At 57.0% G+C, this 24,718-nt stretch carries 22 protein-coding genes, 1 other RNA gene and 1 pseudogene; 12 read left to right on the top strand and 12 right to left on the bottom strand.

Annotation, left to right across the window (positions count from 1 at the left end; all coding sequences use genetic code 11):
• A pseudogene (locus TU76_RS22755) lies at window positions 1–239 on the top strand (putrescine ABC transporter permease PotI); the annotation flags it as partial.
• A 78-nt stretch (window positions 240–317) separates the two neighbouring features.
• On the opposite strand, the gene TU76_RS22750 reads toward TU76_RS22755, so the two are convergent.
• Window positions 318–1,100: an AraC family transcriptional regulator gene (locus tag TU76_RS22750; protein ID WP_048352545.1), complete on the bottom strand. Its 783-nt coding sequence runs from the start codon at window positions 1,098–1,100 to the stop codon at window positions 318–320.
• A 122-nt stretch (window positions 1,101–1,222) separates the two neighbouring features.
• On the opposite strand from TU76_RS22750, the gene TU76_RS22745 reads away from it, so the two are divergent.
• On the top strand, window positions 1,223–2,158 hold the full coding sequence (locus TU76_RS22745; RefSeq protein ID WP_048352544.1) for an EamA family transporter: 936 nt from the start codon (window positions 1,223–1,225) through the stop codon (window positions 2,156–2,158).
• Here the strand turns inward: TU76_RS22745 and TU76_RS22740 are convergent.
• The gene (locus tag TU76_RS22740) at window positions 2,079–2,642 is read right to left on the bottom strand and encodes an RrF2 family transcriptional regulator (RefSeq protein ID WP_019825865.1); all 564 of its coding nucleotides are present in this window, start codon (window positions 2,640–2,642) and stop codon (window positions 2,079–2,081) included. The genes TU76_RS22745 and TU76_RS22740 overlap by 80 nt on opposite strands.
• A gap of 202 nt (window positions 2,643–2,844) precedes the next feature.
• Between TU76_RS22740 and TU76_RS22735 the strand changes: the two genes are divergently transcribed.
• Complete coding sequence (locus TU76_RS22735; RefSeq protein WP_048352543.1) at window positions 2,845–4,047, top strand: NAD(P)/FAD-dependent oxidoreductase; 1,203 nt, start codon at window positions 2,845–2,847, stop codon at window positions 4,045–4,047.
• Window positions 4,048–4,128: 81 nt separating this feature from the next.
• Here the strand turns inward: TU76_RS22735 and ssrA are convergent.
• The 7 genes from ssrA to TU76_RS22705 form a co-directional block, all read right to left on the bottom strand.
• Window positions 4,129–4,520: a transfer-messenger RNA gene (gene ssrA / locus TU76_RS24970) on the bottom strand.
• Window positions 4,521–4,592: 72 nt separating this feature from the next.
• Window positions 4,593–4,874 (bottom strand): hypothetical protein, encoded by a 282-nt coding sequence (locus TU76_RS22730; RefSeq protein ID WP_019825871.1) that lies wholly within the window; start codon window positions 4,872–4,874, stop codon window positions 4,593–4,595.
• 257 nt (window positions 4,875–5,131) lie between these two features.
• Window positions 5,132–7,939 carry an FAD-binding and (Fe-S)-binding domain-containing protein gene (locus TU76_RS22725; protein WP_046810703.1) on the bottom strand — a complete coding sequence of 936 codons (2,808 nt, stop codon included), beginning with the start codon at window positions 7,937–7,939 and terminating at the stop codon, window positions 5,132–5,134.
• Window positions 7,936–8,607, bottom strand: coding sequence for a LutC/YkgG family protein (locus tag TU76_RS22720; RefSeq protein WP_046810704.1), 672 nt, complete (start codon window positions 8,605–8,607; stop codon window positions 7,936–7,938). The genes TU76_RS22725 and TU76_RS22720 overlap by 4 nt, the downstream gene beginning before the upstream one ends.
• Complete coding sequence (locus TU76_RS22715) at window positions 8,607–10,064, bottom strand: LutB/LldF family L-lactate oxidation iron-sulfur protein (protein ID WP_048352542.1); 1,458 nt, start codon at window positions 10,062–10,064, stop codon at window positions 8,607–8,609. Before TU76_RS22715 ends, TU76_RS22720 begins: the two co-directional genes overlap by 1 nt.
• Window positions 10,061–10,885, bottom strand: coding sequence for a (Fe-S)-binding protein (locus TU76_RS22710; RefSeq protein WP_019825878.1), 825 nt, complete (start codon window positions 10,883–10,885; stop codon window positions 10,061–10,063). Before TU76_RS22710 ends, TU76_RS22715 begins: the two co-directional genes overlap by 4 nt.
• 113 nt (window positions 10,886–10,998) lie before the next feature.
• A complete protein-coding gene (locus TU76_RS22705) occupies window positions 10,999–12,693 on the bottom strand; it encodes a lactate permease LctP family transporter (RefSeq protein ID WP_019825880.1) in 1,695 nt (564 codons plus the stop codon).
• Window positions 12,694–12,954: 261 nt separating this feature from the next.
• On the opposite strand from TU76_RS22705, the gene TU76_RS22700 reads away from it, so the two are divergent.
• Window positions 12,955–13,722, top strand: coding sequence for a GntR family transcriptional regulator (locus TU76_RS22700; RefSeq protein WP_016783458.1), 768 nt, complete (start codon window positions 12,955–12,957; stop codon window positions 13,720–13,722).
• 120 nt (window positions 13,723–13,842) lie between these two features.
• On the opposite strand, the gene smpB is transcribed toward TU76_RS22700, so the two are convergent.
• Complete coding sequence (gene smpB, locus TU76_RS22695) at window positions 13,843–14,325, bottom strand: SsrA-binding protein SmpB (RefSeq protein ID WP_019825881.1); 483 nt, start codon at window positions 14,323–14,325, stop codon at window positions 13,843–13,845.
• A 117-nt stretch (window positions 14,326–14,442) separates the two neighbouring features.
• On the opposite strand from smpB, the gene TU76_RS22690 reads away from it, so the two are divergent.
• From TU76_RS22690 to TU76_RS22680, 3 genes are read left to right on the top strand one after another with little or no spacing between them, the layout of a single operon-like run.
• Complete coding sequence (locus tag TU76_RS22690; RefSeq protein ID WP_019825883.1) at window positions 14,443–15,846, top strand: sodium-dependent transporter; 1,404 nt, start codon at window positions 14,443–14,445, stop codon at window positions 15,844–15,846.
• A gap of 7 nt (window positions 15,847–15,853) precedes the next feature.
• Window positions 15,854–16,288 (top strand): type II toxin-antitoxin system RatA family toxin, encoded by a 435-nt coding sequence (locus tag TU76_RS22685; RefSeq protein WP_019825884.1) that lies wholly within the window; start codon window positions 15,854–15,856, stop codon window positions 16,286–16,288.
• Window positions 16,281–16,598 carry an RnfH family protein gene (locus TU76_RS22680; RefSeq protein ID WP_019825885.1) on the top strand — a complete coding sequence of 106 codons (318 nt, stop codon included), beginning with the start codon at window positions 16,281–16,283 and terminating at the stop codon, window positions 16,596–16,598. The genes TU76_RS22685 and TU76_RS22680 overlap by 8 nt, the downstream gene beginning before the upstream one ends.
• A gap of 56 nt (window positions 16,599–16,654) precedes the next feature.
• On the opposite strand, the gene TU76_RS22675 is transcribed toward TU76_RS22680, so the two are convergent.
• On the bottom strand, window positions 16,655–17,182 hold the full coding sequence (locus tag TU76_RS22675; RefSeq protein ID WP_048352541.1) for an outer membrane protein assembly factor BamE: 528 nt from the start codon (window positions 17,180–17,182) through the stop codon (window positions 16,655–16,657).
• 98 nt (window positions 17,183–17,280) lie between these two features.
• On the opposite strand from TU76_RS22675, the gene fur reads away from it, so the two are divergent.
• Window positions 17,281–17,694, top strand: a complete 414-nt coding sequence (fur, locus tag TU76_RS22670) for a ferric iron uptake transcriptional regulator (protein ID WP_019825889.1) — start codon at window positions 17,281–17,283, stop codon at window positions 17,692–17,694.
• A gap of 96 nt (window positions 17,695–17,790) precedes the next feature.
• Here fur and recN read toward each other — a convergent pair whose 3' ends face one another.
• Window positions 17,791–19,473 (bottom strand): DNA repair protein RecN, encoded by a 1,683-nt coding sequence (gene recN / locus TU76_RS22665; protein ID WP_019825891.1) that lies wholly within the window; start codon window positions 19,471–19,473, stop codon window positions 17,791–17,793.
• Between the two features lie 252 nt (window positions 19,474–19,725).
• Here recN and grpE point away from each other — a divergent pair, with 252 nt between their 5' ends.
• The 4 genes from grpE (at window position 19,726) to dapB (ending at window position 24,572) form a co-directional block, all read left to right on the top strand.
• A complete protein-coding gene (gene grpE, locus TU76_RS22660; RefSeq protein ID WP_019825892.1) occupies window positions 19,726–20,292 on the top strand; it encodes a nucleotide exchange factor GrpE in 567 nt (188 codons plus the stop codon).
• Between the two features lie 100 nt (window positions 20,293–20,392).
• Window positions 20,393–22,309, top strand: coding sequence for a molecular chaperone DnaK (gene dnaK / locus TU76_RS22655; protein WP_019825894.1), 1,917 nt, complete (start codon window positions 20,393–20,395; stop codon window positions 22,307–22,309).
• A 321-nt stretch (window positions 22,310–22,630) separates the two neighbouring features.
• On the top strand, window positions 22,631–23,755 hold the full coding sequence (gene dnaJ, locus TU76_RS22650; RefSeq protein WP_019825896.1) for a molecular chaperone DnaJ: 1,125 nt from the start codon (window positions 22,631–22,633) through the stop codon (window positions 23,753–23,755).
• Window positions 23,756–23,765: 10 nt separating this feature from the next.
• Complete coding sequence (gene dapB, locus TU76_RS22645) at window positions 23,766–24,572, top strand: 4-hydroxy-tetrahydrodipicolinate reductase (RefSeq protein ID WP_019825898.1); 807 nt, start codon at window positions 23,766–23,768, stop codon at window positions 24,570–24,572.
• Window positions 24,573–24,718: the final 146 nt, after the last annotated feature.

Genomic DNA, 24,718 nt, shown 5'->3' with positions numbered 1-24,718 from the left:
ACACGACCTTGCCGATGGAAGTGTTCTCGGCGGTGCGTCTGGGGGTTAAGCCCGAGATCAACGCCGTGGCCAGCCTGATCCTGCTGGCGGTGTCGCTGGTGACCTTCATGGTGTGGTTCTTCAGCCGTCGTGCTGAAGAACACCGCAAAAAGGCCATTCAGCAAGCCATCGACGAGTCGGCGGCGGAGTCCTGGAAGCAGCCGGATGTACGTCGTGGGCAATCAACAAGCGCAGTTTAAGCTCGCGTCATAAACAACCTTGGCCCTTGTGAAGGGGCCGAGGTTTTTTTATGGGTATTAGCTTTGGCCGTGACCGGTTCAAGGCAGTCCTTTCGGAAAATACCGGCTGGGTGTCGCGCCCAGCACTCTGCGAAACACACTGGTAAAGGCGCTCGGGCTGCTATAGCCCAGGTCAGTCGCCACTCGCGTAATGGCTTCGCCGTTACCCAGGCGCACTACGGCTGCCAACAGGCATGCTTGCTGGCGCCATTCGACAAAACTGATTCCGGTTTGCTGGCGAAATAGCCGGGTGAAGGTGCGGCGGCTCATGCCAACCTGTAGGGCCATGTCATCGATCCCGATATCCAGTGACGGCTGCTCCAGCAATTGGCGGCAGGCATGTGCCAGCCTTGGCTCAACGGGCAGTGGTGCATTGAGTGACAAGGGCGGCATGTCGGCTATTTCGTGAAGCAACAAACTCATCACAAGACCCTCCCGGTGGGTCTCGTTATAGAGCGCCGGGATATCCATGGCCTGGATCAGCAGTTGGTGAAGCAACGGCGATATACCGAAGACCTGACAGTGTGCAGGCAGGCCAAGCCGGGTGCAGGCGGGGGTGCGGATGTAGGTGTTAAGCATCGTCACCGGCCCGGCCATGCTCATTTCGTGAGGCACCCCCGCCGGGACCCAGATAGCCCGTTGCGGGGGGACAACCCAATTGCCCTGGCGGGTAAATACCGTGATCACACCGCTGGCGGCATAGGCAAATTGCCCGCGTCGATGGGTATGCAGCGCAAAGTGCTGCCCGTCTCGATAGTCATTGGCCGTGACGACTGCATCACGGGGAATGTTTTCGTAGGTGTCTATATCTGTTTCGCGCATGGCCCGAATTTAATGATTTATGACCTGATAGTGCAAGCGGGCCGTTACTGCAATTGTCCATAGTGACGCCCTGATTGCTGCATACAGCCGCTAGCCCTCCTGCCTACTGGAAATCGAACGCTATGCAAAAGAAACACCTGGCCCTGGCCGTCATGGTGACGGCCGTCTGGGGCTTTAATTTCCCCATTACCAAACTGGGCCTGGCTGCCATTGATCCGCTGTTGCTGACTGCGCTCAGATTTACCCTCGCGGCGTTTCCGTGGGTGTTTTTTATCAAGCGTCCCCCGATAGCCCTGCAGTGGCTGGTGGCTTATGGGCTGATTTTTGGTGTTGCGATGTGGGCGCTGATCAATCTGGGCATCGAACTGGGTGTGCCACCCGGAACCGCTGCCCTGTTGGTCCAGTTCAGTGCTTTTTTCACGCTGGGCTGGGGGGTGTTGCTGTTTCGCGAACATCTGAGCCTGGGGCAGATGCTGGGTGTAGGGCTTGCGGTGCTGGGTTTGGTCAGCATCATCTTAGCCAGCCCCGGCCATGGCACGACCGTGGGCTATGGCCTGTTACTGATCAGCGCATTCAGTTGGAGTGTGGGCAACGTCATCATCAAGCAATCAAAGGTCCGGGAGATGTTAGCCTTTGTGGTCTGGGCCAGCGTGTTTGCGCCGATTCCCTTGCTGCTGCTTACTTGGCTTGCCCATGGAACTGCGCCGTTTACCACAGTGGTCGCGCACGTTGAGTGGGTGACGGTGTTCTCGCTTTTTTTTCAGGTCTACGCGGCGACGCATTTCTGTTACTGGGGCTGGAATTTATTGCTGCGCGAGTACCCGGTGTCCACCGTGGCGCCGCTGTCCTTGCTGATCCCGGTATTCGGGATCGCAGGGTCGATGCTGATGCTTGGGCACAAAGTTGATGTCAGTGAAGGGGTGTCGATTGCACTGATTTTGTCGGCGCTTGCAGTGGGGTTTGTAAAAGGGCCAGGGCTTAGTCCGAGATTTCAGTTACCGGGATGGTTTGGTCGTCGGAAGTCTGCGCGCCGCTTTTCTTCTCTCGACGATCGTTGATCCATTTACCTACCTGCGCCGGGAATTCAGCGGGGGATTTTCGGCCGACCTTTCTTGCGAGATCAAGGATGGTTTGTTGGGCCAGAGCCTCTTCCATGCGTTTTTGTGCCGTCATCATCGCGGCGTGAACCGAGCAATGACCGTCCAGCGCCCAAGCAGGCGGCGACCCCTCGAACAGGGCGCAGCGGCCACGAATTTCCCGACAATCGAAAATGAGCTTCTGGCCGTCGATAGCGTTGACGATATCAAGCATGCTGATTTCGTCGGCTGGCCTTGCCAGCTTGAATCCGCCGCGTACGCCTTCTGTCGCTACCACCAGTTTTGACTTGGCCAGCTTAGTGAAAATCTTCGCCAGGTAGTCCTGAGGTACGCCTTGCAACTCTGCAAGATCGCGCACGCTCGCTTCCCGGCTTTCACCGCCATCACCGACCAAAAAAAGCAGGCAATGAATGCCGTACTCAACGCCTGCGCTGTAAAGAGACATCAGTATCTCCGACTGAATTAGTCGCATATTTTAGCAGTGATCAGTAAGGCGGGCAACGCTCCTAAGGGGTGACGGTTGAAGCATGGGCCACAAATAAAGATTGCTCTCTGTAACTACGACTAATATAGTCGCCGTTATTGGGGTTCGGTGGTGATCGTCATTTGGGGTTGCTTTGCTCGGGCTTCTCATCAGGGGATAAAAAATGAAACAGCAGATTCTGATTATTGGCGCAGGCTTCGGTGGCATGTGGACCGCTTTGAGTGCAACGCGGTTGTTCGACATTCATGGCCACGACGAGGTTGAAGTGACCGTATTGGCCCCTCAGGCCGAGCTGCGCATACGCCCGCGTTTTTACGAGCCGGACGCGCACCAACTGTTCGCACCGATTGGCGAATTGTTCGATGCAGTAGGCGTAACGTTCATCAAGGGTGCGGCAGAGAACATCGACGCCCAGCAAAAAACGGTCGGTTACATCGATGCCGCCGGTACGAAACAAGTACGTAGCTACGACAAACTTGTTCTGGCCACTGGCAGCCGTCTTGCGATCCCCGAGACCCAAGGCGTGGCGCAACACGCTTTCGATGTGGACCAGATCGAGCAAGCCGTGCGCCTGGAAAATCACCTCAAGTCACTGGCAGACCTTCCAGAAAGCCGTGGCCGCAACACAGTGGTCGTGGCGGGTGGCGGTTTTACCGGCATTGAAACAGCGACCGAAATGCCAGCTCGGCTGCGGGCCATACTGGGTGATCACGCCGACGTTGAAGTGATCATCGTGGACCGTGGTGAAAAAGTCGGGGCGTCAATGGGGGCTGAAATCAGCCAGTCGATTGCCGAAGCCAGCGAAGAACTGGGAGTGACATGGCGCTTGAAATCATCGGTGGTGGCCGTTGATGAACAGGGCGTGACCCTTGGGGATGGCCAGCGAATCGACGCGAAAACTGTGGTCTGGACCACTGGAGTACGGGCCTGTGCGTTGACCGCGCAGATCCCGGGCGAACGCGATTCCCTTGGGCGTCTGCATGTGGATGCCCATCTTAAAGTCATTGGCCAGAGCGACATCTTCGCCACTGGTGACGTTGCCTACGCCGCAACCGATGACCTGGGCAACCATGCGCTGATGACATGTCAGCATGCGATTGTTTTGGGGCGCCACGCTGGCAACAACGTTGCCGCACAGATCCTGGGCGTGGCACCGATTGCATACAGCCAGCCCAAGTACGTTACGTGCCTGGACCTGGGAGGCTGGGGCGCGGTTTACACCGAGGGATGGGACCGCCAGGTCAAGTTGACCCGCGAGGAAGGCAAGTCGCTGAAGACCCAGATCAACACCGTGTGGATCTACCCGCCGGCGGCTAATCGTGAAGCTGCTTGGGCGGCGGCAGACCCATTGATTCCGATTGCCTGAGGTGGCCTGGGTGTAGACCCCGGGTTTTGCTGAATTTCAGGCACAAAAAAAGACGTCCGTGGACGTCTTTTTTTGTGGATTTGGTGGAGCCGGGGGGATTTGAACCCCCGTCCGCCAGTACTCCGCTGTCGGTACTACATGCTTAGCCGTATCTATTAAGTTAACCCTCAGCGACCCGAAGGGCAGGGTGCTTTGGGCGAGTTGTGTAAGTTTTAGCCGATTCGTCCACAACGTACTGCACGGCGATCCTGTTCTATATGACAATCACTTCAGGTTTACAGGCATCCCCTAGTGATTGCTGGACCCGAAGGTACCAGGAGGATGGCTAAGGCAGCTTACGCTGCGAGAGCTTGACCCTCGTAGGTTTCGTCATTGGCAACTATAAGTAGTTGCAACAGTGGATTTACGAGTTCTGTTACCAACTCGGCATGCACCTAGAGTTTCGCAACCGGCGTCGAATCCTAAACGGCCCCGATGCTTGCTGTGTGTAACCAGCAAGCTAGCGGAGTCTACGCCTTTATGACGCAGAAGGCCATCCCAAAGGGTTACTCACCACCTTTGTTGTTGTTGGCGATGTCCTGAAGCACTTGAGTCGTCAGCGAGATGCAGCTTTCAGTGCCTTCTTTGGTGCCTTTGGACTGTTCTTCCTTGGCCTGGGCTACGGTGCTGTCGATGTTGTCTTGTAAATCGGAACTGATTTCTCCAGAGCTGGCCACCGCGTCATTGATCTTTTGCAGGTTGATCTGACAAAGGTCATCTGCCGCAAACACCGGGGAAGCCAACATCACAGCGGAAATAAACAGACCAGCAAGAGCGGTACGCTTCATGGGGAGAACTCCTTGTGCACAGGGTAGGCCCGGTGTTTCCAGGCTCGGTTTTATGCCCCAAAGATTGGGGCCTTAAGCCAATTGACTATAGCCATGCCCGGGAGTTCTGCCTGTATTTGGCGAGTTTTTTTGTGCTCGAAAACGGGGCGGGGGTGTCGATTGTTTTGGGTGGGAGCGGGCTTGCTCGCGATGCAAATGGCGCGGTAATTCTGCCTGATCGCGCAGATGCCATCGCGAGCAAGCCCGCTCCCACATTTTCAGGCCTGGGCGCTGGTGACGCGGTCCACCAGATAAACCAGGCCGTGGTAATCAATCCCGCCATGCTGGCTCAGGCCAATTTCACAGGTTCGGCTGGTCGATACCCCTTCGCTGCACTGCTGCACAGCATCTTTCAGGGTGCGCAGCGAGTGGGCGTTCAACTCCGGCGTGGTGAAGCCTTTATCCCCCGCAAAACCGCAGCAATGAATACCTTCCGGGATCACGACCTGGGTGCTGCACAGGCGCGCAATGTCGATCAGTGCCTGGCTTTCGCCCAGGTGCTGGGTGCTGCAGGTGACATGCACGGCAATCGGTGCGGTTTGTGGCGTGAATCTCAACTTATCCACAAGGTGGGTACGGATGAAACGCACCGGGTCGTACAGATCAAGGCGGGTTTCGCCCAAATCCTGCACCAGGCGCAAGGTACACGGGCTGGTGTCGCAGTAGATCGGGTCCAGCCCGCCACGGCTGGCGTGCAGCAATGCGCCGATCAGTTCCTGACGCTTGTGCTCGGCTTGTTCGTTGTAGCCCTTGGACGCAAACGGCTGGCCGCAGCACAGGCTGTCCATGTTGTCGGGGAATACCACCTGATAGCCGGCCTTTTCCAGCAGGCCGCGGGTTTTATCCAGCAGTGACATTTGCTCACTGTCACTTGCTGCCGGGCCCATGACCCGTGACACGCAGGCGGCCAGATACACGACCCGTGGCCGCGCATCCTTGACGGGCGGGCTAAAGCGAATCGCACGCTCCGGCTGGGGCATGGCGTTAGTCCACAACGGCACGCGGCCCTTGCTGGCTTTGGTCAGTGCACTTGAGATTTTCGCCAGGCGCGGTGCTCCCAGCATCATGCGTGCGCCATTGGCCACATGCAGCGTGAAGCGTGCGCCTTGCAGCGTGGTCGCAAAATGATTGCCCAGCCAGTCGGCGGTTTTCACGCTGTGGGCAGTGCGGGCACGCAGTTTTTTCACCAGTTCGCCGGTGTTGATGCCAACCGGACAACGTTGCGCGCACAACCCTGTGGCTGCGCAGGTATCAATGCCCTGATAGGCGTAGGCTTTTTCCAGTTCAGTGGTGTCAATGCCCGCGTTCTTTTTGGCCTGAATGTCTCTCCAGATCACAATTCGCTGGCGTGGGCTTAGGGTCAGCCCCTTGGACGGGCACACCGGTTCGCAGAATCCGCACTCGATGCACTTATCCACAATCTCATCAGCGGCAGGCATCGGCTTGAGGTGCTTGAGATGGATATGCGGGTCTTCGCTGAGTACCACGTCGGGGTTGAGAATGCCCTGTGGGTCGAGCAATCGCTTAAGTTTCCACATCAACTGGTAGGCGTCGCTGCCCCACTCCAGTTCAACGAAGGGTGCCATGTTGCGCCCGGTGCCGTGTTCGGCCTTGAGCGAACCGCCAAACTCCACGGCTACCAGTTGCGCCACGTCATCCATGAAAGCCTGGTAGCGCGCCACTTCTTCGGGGTTGTTGAAACCCTGGGTGAAGACGAAGTGCAGATTGCCCTCCAACGCGTGGCCGAAGAGGATCGCTTCGTCGTAGTGGTGCTTGTCAAACAGCTCGATCAAGCGGTTGACGCCGATGGCCAGTTGCTCGACCGGAAAGGTCACGTCTTCGATGATGACCGTGGTGCCGGTTTTACGCACCGCACCCACAGCCGGGAAGGTGTCTTTGCGGATGGCCCACAGTTTGGCGTTTTCGGCAGGGTCCTCGGTGAAATCGACTTGTTTCTCGACAGGGAAGGTCGACAGCGAGGCCATGATTTGCGCCAGTTGTTCGTGCAGCAAGCTCTGAGAAGCTGCGCGAGATTCGATCAACAGGGCGCAGGCATTGGTCGACAATTGTTGTACGAAAGCAGGCATGCCCGGCTTGTCCTGCACCGAGCGCAAGCTGCGGCGGTCCAGTAGTTCAACGGCGGATACGGGCTGGCTTTTGAGCACGGTAACGGCGTTGCAACAAGTTTCAACGTCCGGGAACACGATCAATGCCGAAGCCTTGTTCGGATGGTCGATCACGGTGTCATAGGTTACTGCGCTGATAAAGCCCAGCGTGCCTTCGCTGCCCACCAGCAAGTGGCTGAGGATATCCAGCGGATCATCGAAATCCACCAAGGCGTTGAGTGACAGGCCTGTGGTGTTTTTCAGACGGTATTTGTGCCGGATTTTGGCAGCCAGTTCGGTATTGGCGCGGGTCTCTCGGGCCAATGTCGCCAGTTGCTCGAGCAATGGCGCGTGGGTTTGGCGAAAGGCGGCAATGTTAGCCGCGTCTTCGGTGTCGACCCGGGTGCCATCCGCCAATACCACGCGCAGGCCAGCCAGGGTGTGGTAAGTGTTTTGCGCGGTACCACAGCACATGCCGCTGGCATTGTTGGCGACGATGCCGCCAATTTTGCAGGCGTTGATTGAGGCCGGGTCGGGGCCGATCTTGCGCCCGAACGGAGCCAGCCAGGCGTTGGCTTGTGCGCCAATGACGCCGGGTTGCAGGCGGATTTGCATGCCCTGGCCGCGGATTTCCTTGGCGTTCCAGTTATCCCCCAGCACGATCAGCACCGAGTCGCTGATGGCCTGGCCGGACAAGCTGGTGCCCGCGGCACGGAAGGTCACCGACACTTGGTCGCGTCGGGCCAAACTCAACAGTTCAACCACTTCGTCCTCGGACTCAACGCGAATCACCAGCTTGGGGATCAGCCGATAAAAGCTCGCGTCAGTGCCGAAAGCCAGGGTGGAGAGCGGATCGTTGAAGCGACGGTCCTGCGGTATCAGTCGTTCGGCATCACGCACAAATGCAGCAGGCAGACTCATGCATCCTCCAGAATCAGCACGATCAGGTCTTTCGGACCGTGGGCACCGTAGGCGAGGATTTGTTCGATATCGGCGGTTTTCGACGGGCCGGACACCAGCAATGCGTTGGTCGGCATGCCCGCTGCCCAGTTCATCTCGCGCTGCACCTGATAGAAGTTATCCCGTATTTCGCTGGCCTTGAGCAGGGCGAAATGCACGGGGGGCACCAGGCTCATCAGTCGGGGTTCCTCAGGTGTTGGCCACATGATCAGGCTACCGGTTGCCGCAATCGCACCCAGGGTAGTGGTCAGGCTGGCCGGAGTATCGTTGAACAGCTCGGCCTTCCACTCTTCCACCGGGCGGTCGTAGGCCTTGAGTGTTGGCAGCGCAGGGTTTTGTGCCCAGTGGGCGGTCACTTTCTGCCCGTGGGGTGTAGTCGGCGCGATCAGCAGGCTGGGCAATTGGCGGTCGGTGACCAGCTGCGCCAGCAGGGCTGGCCAGCCTTGCTCAGTGCTGAGGTGAATTTCGGTGTGTACGGCTTCCATCAGTTTGCGCAGCTGAGGGATGCGTTGCTCTGGGGGGTAGCTCCAGGGCTCTGTCACCAGCACTTCGTCGAAGTTGTCAGGCACGGGTGTGGTGCCAGTAAGACTGTTGCGCAATTTGTTGAGGATATTCTGTCTAGCGCTCATCACTGGTCTCCCGATTTTTTCGCCAAATGTTCGCGGGCCATATCGTGCAGCGAACGGGCAGCGGGTTTAGGGGCGCTGTGGTTCTGTGTCCACGGGCCAACGTTGCTCGGCGTAAGCCCGCGCAAGCGGGTGGCAGCCTTGAGAAACACGAGGTACAGGACCGGTGAGCTGTTGAGCTTGGCCCACATGTTCCAGATGAGACGTTCCTTGCGTGAATATTTGCTGCCCTGGCCGCGCATGATGCGCGGGGAGGTATCGGGTGCTTTAACGTTCTCTTCGCGCAGACGCCGCAGAAGCGCCGGGATCGGAATTTTAACCGGGCATACTTCGCCACACGCACCGCACAGCGATGACGCGCTCGGATGGTCCGGAACTTTGGCCAGCCCAACCATGTGCGGAGTGATGATTGCACCAATCGGACCTGGGTAGACCTCGCCGTAGGCATGGCCGCCAATGCGGGTGTAAACCGGGCAGTGGTTCATGCAGGCACCGCAGCGAATGCAGTTCAGGGTTTGGCGCAGTTCACTGTCGGCAAACGCCTGACTGCGACCGTTATCGAGCAGCACCAGGTGCACTTCTTCAGGGCCGTCCAGCTCGCCGGGTTTGCGTGGGCCGGAGATCATGTTGACGTAAGTAGTGATCGGTTGGCCGAGGGCCGAGCGAGTCAGCAGTGACACCAGCGGTACAACGTCGCGCAGGTTTTCGACGACTTTCTCGATGCCGGTGACCGCAATATGCACGGGCGGCACGGTGGTGGACATGCGACCGTTGCCTTCGTTTTCCACGAGCAGCAGGGTGCCGGTCTCGGCTACGGCGAAGTTGACCCCCGACACGCCGATATCAGCCTCGAAGAATTTTTGCCGCAGCACGCGTCGACCTATCTGGATCAGTTGGTCGACGTCTTTGGTGTATTCCACGCCGAGCTTTTCGTGAAACAGGTCGGCTACTTGCCCGGCGTTCTTGTGAATTGCGGGCATGATGATGTGCGACGGTTTTTCGTTGTCCAGTTGAACGATGTACTCACCCATGTCGGACTCAAGGCATTCAATGCCCTGTGCGCCGAGCACGTGGTTCATTTCCATCTCTTCGCTGACCATCGACTTGCCTTTGATCACCTGTTTGGCGGCGCGGCGGCGAGCGATGGATATGACGATTTCGTTGGCCTGCTCGACGGTTTCAGCCCAATGCACTTGTACCCCGTTACGGGTCAGGTTGGCTTCCAGTCGTTCCAGCAGGTCGGGCAGTTTGGACAGGGCACGGGCGCGGATGGCGTTGCCCAGGGCGCGCAGGTGTTCGCGCTCGTGGGCGTCGCTGAAGGCCACAGCCCGTTTGGTCATCAGAGAATCCATCGCACTGCGGAAGTTGTTTCGCAGTTGCTTGTCACCCAGGGCTTCATGAGCGCGCTCGCGGAAGTCTTCTTCAACCGCGACGGTGGGAATCAGGGTGCTGGCGTTCATTGCTCACCTCCGGTGCGCTGCCACAGAAAACTGGCCAGGTGCTGGCCGCGCAGGGCTTGTTTCTGTTTTTCCAGCGAGCCGTTGATATTCATCAGGCAACCGCAGTCAGCGGTGAGTACTTGGTGCGCGCCGGTTTCAATCAGGGAGCGGGTCTTGTCAGCGACCATTGCGCCGGAAATATCCGGCATGCGTACGCTGAATGTCCCACCAAAGCCGCAGCATTCACTTTCATGGCTGTGGTCGATGCGTTCCACATTGCTCAATTGCGCCAGCATTTCGCGGCCGTGCAGATGCGTGTTCATTTCGCGGCGTGCGGAGCATGAGGTGTGCAGCGCGACCTTGACCGGAGCGCCGTGGTCCTGGAACTGGACCTTGCACACAAACAGCAGAAATTCGGTGAGTTCAAAGGTACGTTCGGCCAGTGCATGAACCTTTTTCAGGGTTTCGGGCTCGTCTTTGAACAGGTCTTCGTAGTGTTCGCGCAGCATGCCGGCGCAAGAGCCGGACGGTACGACCACCGGGTAGTCTTCGGCGAACAGCGCCAGTTGAGAACGTGCAACTTCCCGAGCCTGATTGGTGTAGCCCGAAGTGTAGGCCGGTTGTCCACAGCAGCTTTGACCTTGCGGATAATCGACTTCGATACCTTCGCGCTCGATCAGATGGATGGCGTCCATCCCGGCTTCGGGGAAGAACAGATCGACTACGCAGGTGCCGAAGAGATAGACCTTGCGCGGTTTGTGCGCAGGGTATTGGCGAGGAGTTGGCAGGGGTGGGGCGACGCGGGTCGCATTCGGCACGGCATTGTAGAAAAGCTCGCTCATCAGGCGTCTCCGGGTGGTCCCGGTTATGTGTCCACCGAGGTGGACCGGGTAGTGAATTATTGACGCCGGGGGAGAGCCCCGGCGCCATTAATGTGCAGTAACCATAGCGCGTATTAGTGCACCAGCATCCCGGTGAGCCAGTACGCCTGGGCCAGCGTGATCAGGCCAACGATGGTGGCGAAGAACAGGCTGTGCTTGAGGGTGAAGCGGAACAGGTCAGATTCTTTACCCACCAAACCGGTTGCCGCACAGGCCACTGCGATTGATTGCGGGGAAATCATCTTGCCGGTTACGCCGCCGCTGGTATTGGCCGCAACCATCAGGGTGTCACTGACGCCGATCTGGTGTGCGGTAGTGGCTTGCAGCGAGCTGAACAGCGCGTTGGAAGAGGTGTCGGAACCGGTCAGGAACACGCCCAGCCAGCCGAGGAACGGCGAGAAGAACGGGAATGCCGCGCCTGTACCTGCCAGCACCAGGGCCATGGTGGAAGACATGCCTGAATAGTTGGTAACGAAGGCAAAGGCCAGCACCATGCCGATGGACAGGATCGGCCAACGCAGTTCGTAGAGGGTCTCTTTTAAAGTGGTAATACCAGTCTTGATGTCAATTTTCAGAATCAGCATCGAGATCAGCGCGGAGAAGAAAATCGCGGTGCCGGTGGCCGAAATCGGGTCAAGTTTGAACACGGCTGCAATCGCCGTCGGCGCGTTGACGATCGGTGCAGTCTTGACCACCAGTTGATCAAGGTGCGGGATCGCGAAGTTGAAAACCCAGCCGTACATCGAACCACCGGCGGAGAACATGGCCTTGAACGGTTTGAGAGTCCAGATGGTGACCAGTACGGTCAGGATCAGGAACGGCGACCAGGCCTTCAAAATCTGCATCAGGCTGTAAGGCGAAGCCATCAGATTTGTTGGCTTGCCGAAACCACCTGCACTGGCGGTTACGGTTACGTCCGACGAAACGCCTGCGATCTGAGCGCCTGCGGTACGTTTTGGTTGCCACACTTTAAGGAACAGAGTGAGGCTGACCAGGCTGGCGAGGGCCGAGGTGATGTCCGGCAGCTCAGGGCCAATGTAGTTCGAGGTGTAGTACTGGGTGATGGCGAAACTCAAACCGGCAACCAGTGCTGCGGGCCAGGTTTCACGCACGCCACGCAGGCCGTCCATCATGAACACGAGCCAGAACGGTACGAACAGCGACAGCAATGGCAGTTGGCGGCCGGCCATGGCGCCAATCTTGAACGCGTCGATGCCGGTCACTTGGCCCGCAACGATGATCGGGATGCCCAAGGCACCAAAGGCTACCGGCGCGGTGTTGGCGATCAGGCACAGGCCTGCGGCGTACAGCGGGTTGAAACCCAGGCCTACAAGCAGTGCGGCGGTAATCGCTACCGGGGCACCGAAACCGGCTGCACCTTCAAGGAATGCACCGAAGCAGAAGCCGATCAGCAGCACTTGCAGCCGCTGGTCGTCAGTGATCGACAGTACGGAGCTGCGGATGATTTCGAACTGGCCGCTCTTAACGGTCAATTTGTAGAGGAACACCGCGGCAACGATGATCCAGGCAATTGGCCAAAGGCCATAGGCAAATCCATAGCCCGCTGCTGCGAAGGCCATGTCGACAGGCATCTGGAAGGCAAAGATGGCCACCAGAATCGACAGGCCGAGGGTGATGCTGCCCGCGACGTGTCCTTTGAGGCGGAACACGGCCAAGGCCAGGAAGAAGAATACGATCGGGATAACGGCCGCGAGAGCGGACAGGCCGAGGCTGCCGAGCGGGCTGTAGAGCTGTTGCCAGGTTTGCATATGGGGTGGCCCCTAATTGTTATTGGTCGATGCTGTCGATTGTATTTGGGTAATTGGTATTACCAATTTACAATCGCTGTTGGCTAGGTTAAAAGCCTTATGTGGCATGTGTCAATTTGCCGCCTCACAATCTTTCGTCGAGGTGTTCGTTGTCGGGGCATCTGATGGGGTTTAAGGCAGTGTTTCTGATGGGTGTGTGAGTCGCGCCAATCGGCGAGAATAGCGGCCCCCGGCGCGTGGTCGGGAGGGTGGAGAGCAGTTATGGGGTTTGATCAGATCCGTCAGCGCCGTTTGTCGGACGATATTGTCGAACAACTTGAGGGGATGATCCTCGAGGGCACGTTGAAGTCGGGCGAGCGCTTGCCGGCGGAGCGTGCACTGGCCGAGCAGTTCGGCGTGTCACGTCCGTCGCTGCGCGAAGCGATCCAGAAGTTGTCGGCCAAGGGCTTGCTGGTCAGTCGCCAGGGCGGTGGCAATTATGTGGCAACTTCGCTGGGCTCAACGTTCAGTGATCCCTTGCTGCAACTGCTCGAAAGCAATCCTGAAGCACAGCGCGATCTGCTTGAGTTTCGCCATACGCTTGAGGCTTCGTGCGCTTTTTACGCGGCATCACGGGCTACCGAGATGGATCGCGAGCGTCTACGGCTAGCCTTTGAGCGATTACAGGATTGTTATGCGCGGGTTGATGAAGTCAGTCGCGCAGAAGAGGGCGAGGCGGATGCGAACTTTCACCTGGCCATCGCTGAGGCGAGCCATAACGCGGTGTTGCTGCACACGATTCGCGGGCTCTTTGACCTGCTCAAGCGCAACGTGGTGACTAACATTGGCGGTATGTACAAACAGCGCAGCGAAACACGGGACATGCTGATCAGTCAGCACCGTGAGCTGTATCTGGCGATTATTGAAGGCAGGGCGGAGGACGCGCGGGAAGTGGCTAGCCGGCACTTGGTGTATGTGCAGGAGGTGCTGGAAGAGGTGCGTCAGGAAGTGCAACGCATGGCGCGGGCCGAGCGGCGCAATGGGTTGTAAAGGTTAAGGTAAGACTTGTGGGCGCGGGCTGCTCGCGATTGCATCGATGCGGTTCTACTGAAAGACCGTATCGCCTGTATCGCGAGCAAGCTCGCTCCCACAAGAGCAAGGGTGAAAGATCTAGTCTTCCTTGCCCTTGTTGCGCACTGCGCGCTGCAACTCGCGGTCGGAATCACGCTCGCGCTCGGTATGACGCTTGTCGTATTCCTTCTTGCCTTTACCCAGGGCAATTTCGCACTTGATCAAGTGCTTGCTCCAGTAAATCGAGAGGCATACGCAGGCGTAACCCTTCTGCTGCACGGCGGCAAACAGCTTTTCCAGCTCGCGCTGGTTAAGCAGCAGTTTGCGGCTGCGCGTCGGATCGGCGATGACGTGGGTGCTGGCGGTCGTCAGAGGTGCAATATGGCTGCCGAGCAACCATGCTTCACCATCTTTGAGTAGCACATAGCTGTCGACCAGCTGTGCCTTGCCTGCACGCAGACTTTTTACTTCCCAGCCGGCCAGGACCAGACCAGCCTCGAACCGATGTTCGATGAAGTAATCGTGTCGCGCTTTTTTATTCTGCGCGATGGTCCCTGTAGGGTGTTTCTTCTGTTTAGCCATAGGGGCGGCATTATAGGCAGTTGCGAGCGTGTCGGCTACGGGCACCTGCGTGCTTGAGCACGTAGGTTGATTCCCGGACAATGCGCCCTCTTTTTTTAGTGGTTGGGCGTAGTAACGATGTCGACAGACAAGGTTTCTGTCCACGGCAGTTGGGCAAGCCGTTGGGTCTTTATTTTCGCTGCGACCGGTTCTGCCGTGGGTTTGGGCAGTATCTGGAAATTCCCTTACATGGTTGGCGTTTATGGTGGTGGCGCTTTTGTGTTGGTGTTCCTGGCGTGCATCGCGCTGATCGGTCTGCCGGTGATGTTGGCTGAAACCCTGATCGGGCGGCGTGCGCGGCTCAGTCCGGCGAATGCCTTGAAGGTACTGGCGGTTGAGGCGGGGCACTCGGGGCGTTGGTCGTGGGGGGCTTTTGCCGGGATGATCACGGCACTGCTGATTTTATCTTTCTATAGCGTGGTGGGCGGTTGGTCGCTGGATTACATCATCAACATGGGCAAGGGTGATTTTCAGGGGGCGACTGCCGATCAGGTCAGTGAGTACTTTGGGGGCGTGATTTCCAATCCTTGGCGCCTCACTTTTTGGCATACCGCGTTTATGTTGTTGTCGGCGTATGTGATCGCCAAGGGTGTTGTGGCCGGGCTTGAGCGCAGTTTGAGGATCATGATGCCGCTGTTGTTTGTGCTACTGCTGGTGTTGCTGGGTTACAGCATGACCACTGGGCACTTTATGCAGGGCGTGCATTTCATGTTCGATTTCAACCCTGATCGTGTACTCGACGGCTTGCTGGCTGCGATGGGGCATGCGTTCTTTTCGCTGAGTGTTGGCGTGGGCTCGATCATGATTTACGGCGCGTACATGCCGAAAAATGCATCGATCTCCGGAACGGTAGTGGGGGTCGCACTGATCGACACTTTTGTCTCATTGCTCGCCGGGCTGGCATTGTTTCCAATTGTCTTTGCGTCGGGACTAAACCCTGGCGAAGGGCCAGGGCTGATGTTTGTGACCTTGCCGTTTGCCTTTGGCAATGTGGCGTTTGGTCAGTTGATGGGCGTGGTGTTTTTTATTCTGGTAGCGGTGGCAGCCTGGAGTTCAGCCATCTCATTGCTTGAGCCGATGGTGGCTTATCTAGTGGAGCGGACCAAGGTGCGACGCTTGTGGGTCACGTTCTGGCTGGCGTTCAGTTGCTGGTTTGTTGGGCTGGGCACGGTGTTTTCATTCAATATCTGGAAACAGGCGAAGTTTTTCGTGAATGAAGACTCGGGTTTTCAGCTCTATCAATGGGGCGCAGTAAGCGGTCTGGACTTCTTTGGTGTCGTCGATTTCTTCACCTCGCGTATCATGTTGCCTTTGGGTGGCCTTTGCTTTGTGGTCTTTGCAGGCTGGATCATGGGGCGCGGTGCGGTTCGCGACGAGTTGTCGATGCGTAGCCCGATGTTGTTCGCCCTGACTCTTTTTTTGATGCGCTATGTGGCGCCACTCGGCATTCTGATTGTGTTTGCCGCCCAGCTGTGGAAGTAACGCTGACATGACTACCCATATCCAACGCTCCGCCTTGTTGCCGTATCCAGCCCAGGCTCTTTATGACCTGGTGAACGATGTAGCGAGTTACCCGCAGTTTTTGCCGTGGTGCTCGTCGGCCGAAATCCTGGAAAGCACTGAAGTGCTGATGCGCGCCAGTCTGGGCGTGGCGAAGGGCGGCTTGAGCCAGCACTTCGTGACCTGCAATACGCTGGTGCCGGGTCAATCCATTGAAATGAACCTTGAAGAAGGCCCTTTCACCAAGCTGCATGGTATGTGGGTGTTCAAACCGTTAGGTGAGAAGGCCTGCAAAATCAGCCTGGACATGACCTTTGATTACGCCGGGGCTATCGTCAAAGCGACCTTGGGGCCTTTGTTCAATCAAGCGGCCAACACCCTGGTGGATGCATTCTGTCAGCGCGCCAAGCAGTTGTATGGCTGAGCTCATGATTGACGTTGAGGTGGTGTATGCCGCGGTCGATCGTCAGTGCCTGCTGACCGTTGCTGTGCCGCCAGGTACGACGGTACGGGCGGCGGTATTGGCGTCGGGTATGGGGCGTGAGTTTCCCGAGCTTGATCTGGCGGGTTGTCCGGTAGGGATCTTCGGCAAGCAGATAGCTGAGCCTGAAACCCGCGTGTTGCAGGCAGGTGATCGCATCGAAATGTATCGCCCGCTGCTGGCCGACCCTAAAGAGATTCGGCGTCAGCGTGCGGCTAAAGCCGCCGAGGCCAAGCGTCTGAGTCAGCAGTAACTGCTTTATGGCAGACAACAAAAAGCCCGGCATGCCGGGCTTTTTTGTGCCGAACGCTATTGTTCGGTTGTATCCAGAGGTTCTGGCGTAGGAACCGGTACGGTTTCAACACCGTCTACGTCCTTCTGGATCTGATCAAGCAAGGAACCAGGCTTGGCTGGAACTTCGCTCTTCTCGACTGGAGCTTCAGTAGCCGGTTCGGTCACGTTTGTACCGCCGGTTTTGCCGAGAATGGCTTCGTCGCGGCTTACGCCAGGCTTGAAGTCGCCTGACAAGCTTACGAGCTGGTCATTTTGGTTGAAGAACACGCTGACGCGTTCTTGTTGGCGTTCACCGCCGCCGGGCTGCAGGCTATACAGGTAATCCCAGCGATCAGGGTGGAATGTGTCGGTCAGCAGGGCGTTGCCCATGATAAACCGCACTTGCCGGCGGGTCATTCCCGGGCGCAACTGGTTTATCATGTCCTGCGTGACGACATTGCCCTGTTGGATGTCGATTTTGTAAACCCCGGGGAATGAACAACCGGCGAGTGCGAGCAGTCCCACAAAGGTGAAACTGGTTAGCAAGAGCTTGGTGTTTTGCATCGGTGGGCGACTTCCACTATCTTGGCTGGGACAACGTAAACGCCGATCATACCCGTATTAAGAGAAGCTGCGAAGCCGCTTCCGCGAGAAAGCTAACCATGGTTGAAAATAGCGAACTACGTAAGGCCGGACTTAAGGTGACTCTGCCACGAGTCAAAATTCTACAGATGCTTGACTCTGCAGAGCAGCGTCACATGAGCGCCGAGGATGTTTACAAGGCACTTATGCAAGCAGGCGAGGACGTCGGTCTGGCCACGGTTTACCGTGTTCTGACCCAGTTTGAGTCAGCGGGGCTGGTGATTCGCCATAATTTCGATGGTGGTCATGCGGTCTTTGAATTGGCTGATGCTGATGGCGGCCACCACGACCATATGGTCAACGTGGACAGCGGTGAAGTGATCGAGTTTTTCGACGAAGACATCGAAAAACTGCAGCACGCCATTGCAGCCAAGCACGGTGTTGAGTTGGTGGATCACAACTTGGTGCTGTACGTGCGCAAGAAGTCCAAGTAAGCATGTCACGCGAGCTACGGCTCGCGAAACGATCGAAGGCGGCCCAAGGGCCGCCTTCGTGCTTTAAGAAACAGGTCTTTTAATGACCGTTCGTCGTTAAGCTGCCAGATTTTTTGCAGTGACGACCATTTTCTTGGCGTGGGCCAGGGATTCTTTGGTCAGGTCAACGCCGCCAAGCATGCGAGCGACTTCTTCAACGCGTTCTTTTTTGCTCAGTTTTGCCACGGCAGTGCGTGTGGTCTCGCTCTCGCGAACCTTGTGTACAAAAAGGTGTTGATGGCATTGCGCAGCCACTTGCGGCAAGTGAGTCACCGTAAGTACCTGGCCACGCTCGCCAAGGCGGCGTAGCAGTTGCCCGACGATTTCGGCAGTCGGACCGCCAATGCCCACATCCACTTCGTCGAACACCAGAGTGGGGACGCGGGAGGTTTGAGCGGTGATGACCTGGATGGCCAGGCTGATACGCGACAGTTCGCCGCCAGAGGCAACCTTGGCCAAGGCCTTGAGTGGCTGGCCGGGGTTGGCGCTTACGAGCAGCTCTACCTGCTCAAGGCCTTGAGGCATGGGGTCACTGCTGCTCTGGGGGCGCAGTTCGATCATGAAGCGCCCACCCGGCATGCCAAGTCGCTGGATTTCTTCTTCTACAGCACTGCTCAGGCGTGTTGCGGCCAGGCCGCGCAGGTTGCTGAGTTCGCGTGCGCACTCATGATAGTGACGGGAGAAGGACGTCAGCTCGTTAGCCAGGCGTTCGATGTTTTCATCGTTGGCGTTAAGGGTTTCGAGCTCATCGAGTAGTTTTTGCTGCAGTGCTGCCACTTCGTTGGGTTGCACCCGATGTTTGCGCGCCAGTGTATAGATGGTGTCCAGCCGTTCTTCCAGGTACTGCAGGCGACCCGGGTCGGCATCAAAATGGTCGATAAAGCGATTGAGTTCGCCTACGGCTTCTTCGACCTGGATTTGTGCGCTGGCCAGCAGGTCGGTGGCTTCGCCCAGTGAGCCCGAATTGCTGTTGATGCTCGAAAGGCGATTGAGACTGGCCGTCAGGGCATTGAGGACGTTGCCTGAATCGCTTTCGCTGCATTGCTCTACCACCTGACGGCAGATGGTCAGCAAGGTTTCGGCATTGGTCAGGTTTTTGTGTTCCTGTTCCAGCTCTTCGAGTTCGTTTTCGCCCAGCGAGAGGGTTTCCAGCTCTTCGAGCTGGTAGCTCAGCAACTGATGGCGCGAGCGCTGTTCATCTCCGGAGTTGGACAGGTGTTCAAGCTCTTGTCTGGTCTGACGCCAGCGTTGGGCGGCCAGTTGTACCTGGCGGGCCAGATCGGTGGCGCCGGCGTACTCGTCGAGCAGGCGACGGTGAGTGTCGGGCTTGAGCAGTGACTGGTGCTCGTGCTGGCTGTGGATGTCGATCAGCAGCTCGCCCAGAGCCTTGAGGTCGCCCTGGGGGCAGGGGGTGCCATTGATGTAGCTGCGCGATCGGCCTTCGGCGGTGATGACCCGGCGCAAGATGCACGGACCGTCGCCTTCCAGGTCGCGCTCGGCAAGCCAGGCCCGGGCTTCGGGTATGTCTTGCAGGTCGAAAGTGGCCAGGATATCGGCCTTGTCGGCACCTGGGCGAACAACACCGCTGTCTGCACGGTCTCCCAGTGTGAGGCCCAAAGCGTCGAGCATGATCGATTTGCCGGCACCGGTCTCGCCAGTGATTACACTCATCCCGCGATCCAGTTCGAGATCGAGATGTTCAACGATGGCGTAGTTGTGTACGGACAGGTGCACCAGCATGGGAGCTGCTCCAAAACGTAATGTCTGGTTATTTATACAGTGTTTTGTTTCATGCTGACAATGGTTGTGCTTAGTTCGATTTGCTTGTTTTTTTAACTTTTTTAGCTCGAATTTGTTTTTTTGCAGGTAATGCCAGAGGGCTCTAACATCTATTTTCTGGTTTTCAGGGTCTTGAACCTGAGATTTGCGACCCCATATACCTTGGCAGAAGCGCGAGTCGAGCTCGCGGACGAAGTTTGAAAGGAGAAATCTATGGCAGACGAACAGACTATGGATACGCAGAACCAGGACGCCAACCAGGCCGCTGATGTAGCAGGTGAAGATTTGGCAGCCCGCGTGCAGGTGCTTGAAGAGCAGCTGGCAGCCGCTAATGATCAGGCTCTGCGCGTAGCTGCCGATCTGCAAAACGTTCGCCGCCGCGCCGAACAGGATGTCGAAAAGGCTCACAAATTTGCGCTGGAGAAGTTTGCAGGCGATCTGTTGCCGGTGATCGACAGTCTGGAGCGCGGTCTTGAGCTGTCCAGCCCTGACGACGAGAACATTCGTCCGATGCGCGAAGGGATTGAACTGACCCTGAAAATGTTCCAGGACACCCTGAAGCGTTATCAGCTGGAAGCGATCGACCCGCACGGCGAACCCTTCAATGCCGAGCATCATCAAGCGATGGCAATGCAGGAAAGCGCTGACCTGGAGCCAAACAGTGTGCTCAAGGTGTTTCAAAAAGGTTATCAGCTCAATGGTCGCTTGCTGCGCCCGGCTATGGTCGTAGTTAGCAAGGCGCCAGCGCCGGTTTCGCCATCGATTGACGAGCAGGCTTGAAATCGGCCGCAAGGCCCCCATTTAGAAGTCAAGCGTTAAGTAATGCCGCAGTTGGTCATCACTGCTGCGGCAACAAAATTCAAATTTAGGGAGAGTAGACATGGGCAGAATTATCGGTATTGACCTCGGGACCACCAACTCGTGTGTTTCGGTTCTTGAAAACGGTAAAGCAAAAGTTATCGAAAACGCAGAAGGCGCGCGTACTACGCCGTCGATCGTTGCGTACGCCAATGATGGCGAAATTCTGGTTGGCCAGTCGGCCAAGCGTCAGGCAGTGACCAATCCGCATAACACCCTGTACGCGGTGAAGCGTCTGATCGGTCGTCGTTTTGACGAAGAAGTTGTACAGAAAGACATTCAGATGGTTCCGTACAAGATCGCCAAGGCTGACAACGGTGACGCTTGGGTTGAAGTGAACGGCCAGAAAATGGCTCCGCCACAGATCTCGGCTGAAATTCTGAAGAAAATGAAGAAAACCGCCGAAGACTACCTCGGCGAGCCAGTGACTGAAGCGGTCATTACCGTTCCGGCCTACTTCAACGACAGCCAGCGTCAAGCTACTAAAGATGCCGGCCGTATTGCGGGTCTGGACGTTAAGCGCATCATCAACGAACCAACCGCAGCTGCTCTGGCTTACGGTATGGACAAAGCGAAGGGCGACCACACTGTCATCGTTTATGACTTGGGTGGCGGTACTTTCGACGTGTCGGTCATTGAAATTGCCGAAGTTGATGGCGAGCACCAGTTTGAAGTGCTGGCAACCAACGGTGACACGTTCCTGGGTGGTGAAGACTTTGACATCCGTCTGATCGACTACCTGGTTGACGAGTTCAAGAAAGAAAGCGGCATGAACCTTAAAGGTGACCCGCTGGCGATGCAGCGTCTGAAAGAAGCTGCTGAAAAAGCCAAGATCGAACTGTCTTCGAGCCAGTCGACTGACGTGAATCTGCCTTACATCACTGCAGATGCCACCGGTCCTAAGCACTTGAACGTGAAGATTTCTCGCGCCAAGCTGGAATCGCTGGTTGAAGACCTGGTTCAGCGCACCATCGAGCCTTGCCGCATTGCTCTGAAAGACGCTGGTATCGACGTTGGCGCGATCAACGACGTGATCTTGGTCGGTGGTCAGACTCGTATGCCGCTGGTACAGAAGCTGGTAACCGAGTTCTTCGGCAAGGAAGCACGTAAAGACGTGAACCCGGACGAAGCTGTTGCCATGGGTGCTGCTATCCAGGGCGCGGTATTGGCCGGTGATGTTAAAGACGTTCTGTTGCTGGACGTGAGCCCGCTGACTTTGGGTATCGAAACCATGGGCGGCGTAATGACTGCTCTGATCGAGAAAAACACCACGATTCCTACAAAGAAATCGCAAGTGTTCTCGACGGCTGACGACAACCAGGGCGCTGTGACCATTCACGTGCTGCAAGGTGAGCGTAAGCAAGCCGCACAGAACAAGTCGTTGGGCAAGTTCGACCTGGCTGACATTCCACCAGCTCCACGTGGCGTGCCTCAGATCGAAGTAACCTTCGACATCGATGCCAACGGCATCCTGCACGTAAGTGCAAAAGACAAGGCGACTGGCAAGTCTCAGTCCATCGTGATCAAGGCTAACTCGGGTCTGTCCGAGGAAGAAATCGCTCAGATGGTTCGCGATGCCGAGATCAATGCTGAGGAAGACCGCAAGTTCGAAGAGCTGGCAGCTGCACGTAATCAGGGCGACGCACTGGTTCACTCGACTCGCAAAATGATCGTCGATGCTGGCGACAAAGTAACCGAGGAAGAGAAAGCTGCAATCGAAGCTGCTGTAGTTGCACTTGAAGCTGCTGTTAAAGGCGACGACAAGGCTGCTATCGAAGCCAAGGTTGAAGAGCTGTCCAAGGTGTCTGCTCCGGTTGCACAGAAAATGTACGCCGAGCAAGCGAACCCGGCAGACGCAGCGGCCAAGCCAGCTGATTCGGCTGAAAAAGCGGACGACGTTGTCGACGCTGAGTTCGAAGAAGTAAAAGACAACAAGTAATTAGCTTGTTTGTCGGCCAGTTGACCGCGCTTTAGCGGTGACTGGTAGGATGTCGCCGCGCGGGAGCTTGCTCCCGCGTTGGCGTGTCTGGAGTAAAGGAATTTTTTACAGCATGCGACAAGGTCGAATGCTGGCGGTTTGGTCTGGATCTTTCTTGTTTTCCAGCCAGAGGTAACCGCTCCTGTCGGCCAATGCATTGGCTGTTAAACAGAAACCAATATCGTTGAAAAGACGTGAGTCGGGTCTGATCCTTTTCGGGCTTGGCGGGTTTGGCGAGGCTCGGGAGGGTTTTGTCGAACGTCCTTGAGAGTGCAAAGAATTATGGCAAAGCGCGACTATTACGAAATATTGGGTGTTGAACGCACTACGACTGAGATCGAGCTGAAAAAAGCTTATCGCCGCCTGGCGATGAAGCATCACCCGGATCGCAATCCGGATGACAAGGCCTCGGAAGAGCTGTTCAAGGAAGCTAACGAAGCTTACGAAGTACTGTCGGACTCCAGCAAGCGTGCGGCCTACGATCAATACGGCCATGCCGGTGTTGATCCGCAAATGGGCGGCGGCGGCGCTGGTTTTGGCGGCCAGAACTTCTCCGATATTTTTGGCGATGTGTTCAGCGATTTCTTTGGTGGAGGTCGTGGCGGCTCCCGGGGTGGCGCTCAGCGTGGTAGCGATTTGCGCTACACGCTGGAGCTGGATCTGGAAGAAGCCGTGCGCGGTACCACGGTCAATATCCGCGTTCCGACGTTGGTCAACTGCAAGCCATGTGATGGTTCGGGCGCCAAGAAGGGTTCTTCGCCTGTGACCTGCACAACCTGCGGCGGTATCGGCCAGGTGCGTATGCAGCAGGGCTTCTTTGCTGTTCAGCAGACTTGCCCGCGTTGTCATGGTCAAGGCAAGGTCATCTCTGACCCATGCGACAGCTGCCGTGGCGAAGGCCGTGTCGAGGAATACAAAACGCTTTCCGTCAAAGTCCCTGCGGGCGTTGATACCGGCGACCGCATACGTCTGTCGGGCGAAGGCGAGGCGGGCGTACAAGGTGGGCCGACTGGCGATCTGTATGTAGTGATCGATGTGCGCGAGCACGCGATTTTTCAGCGCGACGGCAAACATTTGTTCTGTGAAGTGCCAATCAGCGTGGCTGATGCAGCGTTGGGCGCAGAGCTTGAAGTGCCAACGCTGGATGGTCGGGTCAAGCTGAAAGTCCCTGAAGGCACTCAGACTGGCAAGCAGTTCCGCTTGCGTGGCAAGGGTGTTGCTCCGGTGCGGGGTGGTGGTGCAGGCGATCTGATGTGTCGCGTTGTAGTTGAAACGCCGGTCAAGTTGAGCCGTCGTCAGCGTGAGTTGATGGAGGAGTTCCGTACCACGCTGGAAGGCGATAGCTGCCACTCACCAAACGCCACTGGTTGGTTTGAAGGCGTGAAGCGTTTTTTCGGCGACCTGTAAGGAGCGGTAAATGCGACGTATAGCTGTGATGGGCGCTGCCGGGCGCATGGGCAGGACATTGATCGATGCGGTGCAGCAGCGCTCGCCAGTGTGCGGGCTGACGGCGGCAATCGTTCGTCCGGGCAGCTCTCTGGTGGGGGCTGATGCCGGTGAGCTGGCTTCTGTAGGGCGGATTGATGTGCCGTTGTCAGCCAGCCTGCAAGAGGTCTCTGCTGACTTTGACGTGCTGATCGATTTCACTTTGCCTGAAGTGATGCTGGGCAACCTGGCGGTGTGTCGCAAGCTGGGCAAGGCCATGGTGATTGGCACCACGGGCTTGAGCGCGGCGCAAAAACAGCTGTTGGTCGAAGCGGGTCAGGACATTGCGATTGTCTTTGCTTCCAACTTCAGTGTCGGGGTCAATCTGTCGTTCAAGTTGCTCGACATGGCTGCGCGGGTGATGGGTGATGATGCGGATATCGAAATCATCGAGGCTCACCACCGGCACAAGGTCGACGCACCTTCGGGAACGGCGATGCGCATGGGTGAAGTGATTGCCGATGCATTGGGGCGCGATCTGCAAAAAGTCGCGGTCTATGGTCGTGAAGGCCATACCGGTGCTCGCGAGCGTGAAACCATCGGTTTCGCTACGGTGCGCGGCGGTGATGTGGTGGGTGATCACACGGTGCTGTTTGCCACTGAAGGCGAGCGGCTCGAAATCACCCACAAGGCATCCAGTCGCATGACCTTTGCCAAGGGCGCCGTTCGAGCAGCTTTGTGGCTGGAAGGGCGCGAGCCTGGGCTGTATGACATGCAGGATGTGCTCGACCTGCGTTGAGTTATCTCTGTAAAATCGGGTTGTTGGCGCGCCAGTAGCCCGATTTTTAACCGCTAAGCGATGTTCTGTCGCATTCTCCTGTCTTTTAGACTCTTTAGCGGTAGACCAAAAAAGCCTTTTTCTGTAAGCTACAGCTTTAGTGTGTC

The organism is Pseudomonas psychrophila (genome assembly GCF_001043005.1).
GTDB lineage: Bacteria > Pseudomonadota > Gammaproteobacteria > Pseudomonadales > Pseudomonadaceae > Aquipseudomonas > Aquipseudomonas psychrophila.
This window is presented reverse-complemented; position numbering and strand designations above follow the sequence as displayed.

Coding starts and splice junctions, on each gene's coding strand:
- TU76_RS22740 (WP_019825865.1), bottom strand. CDS start 2,642: ATGTCTCTTTACAGCGCAGGCGTTGAGTACGGCATTCATTGCCTGCTT.
- TU76_RS22705 (WP_019825880.1), bottom strand. CDS start 12,693: ATGCAAACCTGGCAACAGCTCTACAGCCCGCTCGGCAGCCTCGGCCTG.
- TU76_RS22685 (WP_019825884.1), top strand. CDS start 15,854: ATGACTACCCATATCCAACGCTCCGCCTTGTTGCCGTATCCAGCCCAG.
- dnaJ (WP_019825896.1), top strand. CDS start 22,631: ATGGCAAAGCGCGACTATTACGAAATATTGGGTGTTGAACGCACTACG.
- TU76_RS22675 (WP_048352541.1), bottom strand. CDS start 17,182: ATGCAAAACACCAAGCTCTTGCTAACCAGTTTCACCTTTGTGGGACTG.
- recN (WP_019825891.1), bottom strand. CDS start 19,473: ATGCTGGTGCACCTGTCCGTACACAACTACGCCATCGTTGAACATCTC.
- dapB (WP_019825898.1), top strand. CDS start 23,766: ATGCGACGTATAGCTGTGATGGGCGCTGCCGGGCGCATGGGCAGGACA.
- smpB (WP_019825881.1), bottom strand. CDS start 14,325: ATGGCTAAACAGAAGAAACACCCTACAGGGACCATCGCGCAGAATAAA.
- TU76_RS22700 (WP_016783458.1), top strand. CDS start 12,955: ATGGGGTTTGATCAGATCCGTCAGCGCCGTTTGTCGGACGATATTGTC.
- TU76_RS22715 (WP_048352542.1), bottom strand. CDS start 10,064: ATGAACGCCAGCACCCTGATTCCCACCGTCGCGGTTGAAGAAGACTTC.
- TU76_RS22730 (WP_019825871.1), bottom strand. CDS start 4,874: ATGAAGCGTACCGCTCTTGCTGGTCTGTTTATTTCCGCTGTGATGTTG.
- TU76_RS22725 (WP_046810703.1), bottom strand. CDS start 7,939: ATGAGTCTGCCTGCTGCATTTGTGCGTGATGCCGAACGACTGATACCG.
- dnaK (WP_019825894.1), top strand. CDS start 20,393: ATGGGCAGAATTATCGGTATTGACCTCGGGACCACCAACTCGTGTGTT.
- fur (WP_019825889.1), top strand. CDS start 17,281: ATGGTTGAAAATAGCGAACTACGTAAGGCCGGACTTAAGGTGACTCTG.
- TU76_RS22745 (WP_048352544.1), top strand. CDS start 1,223: ATGCAAAAGAAACACCTGGCCCTGGCCGTCATGGTGACGGCCGTCTGG.
- TU76_RS22680 (WP_019825885.1), top strand. CDS start 16,281: ATGGCTGAGCTCATGATTGACGTTGAGGTGGTGTATGCCGCGGTCGAT.
- TU76_RS22720 (WP_046810704.1), bottom strand. CDS start 8,607: ATGAGCGCTAGACAGAATATCCTCAACAAATTGCGCAACAGTCTTACT.
- grpE (WP_019825892.1), top strand. CDS start 19,726: ATGGCAGACGAACAGACTATGGATACGCAGAACCAGGACGCCAACCAG.
- TU76_RS22690 (WP_019825883.1), top strand. CDS start 14,443: ATGTCGACAGACAAGGTTTCTGTCCACGGCAGTTGGGCAAGCCGTTGG.
- TU76_RS22735 (WP_048352543.1), top strand. CDS start 2,845: ATGAAACAGCAGATTCTGATTATTGGCGCAGGCTTCGGTGGCATGTGG.
- TU76_RS22710 (WP_019825878.1), bottom strand. CDS start 10,885: ATGAGCGAGCTTTTCTACAATGCCGTGCCGAATGCGACCCGCGTCGCC.
- TU76_RS22750 (WP_048352545.1), bottom strand. CDS start 1,100: ATGCGCGAAACAGATATAGACACCTACGAAAACATTCCCCGTGATGCA.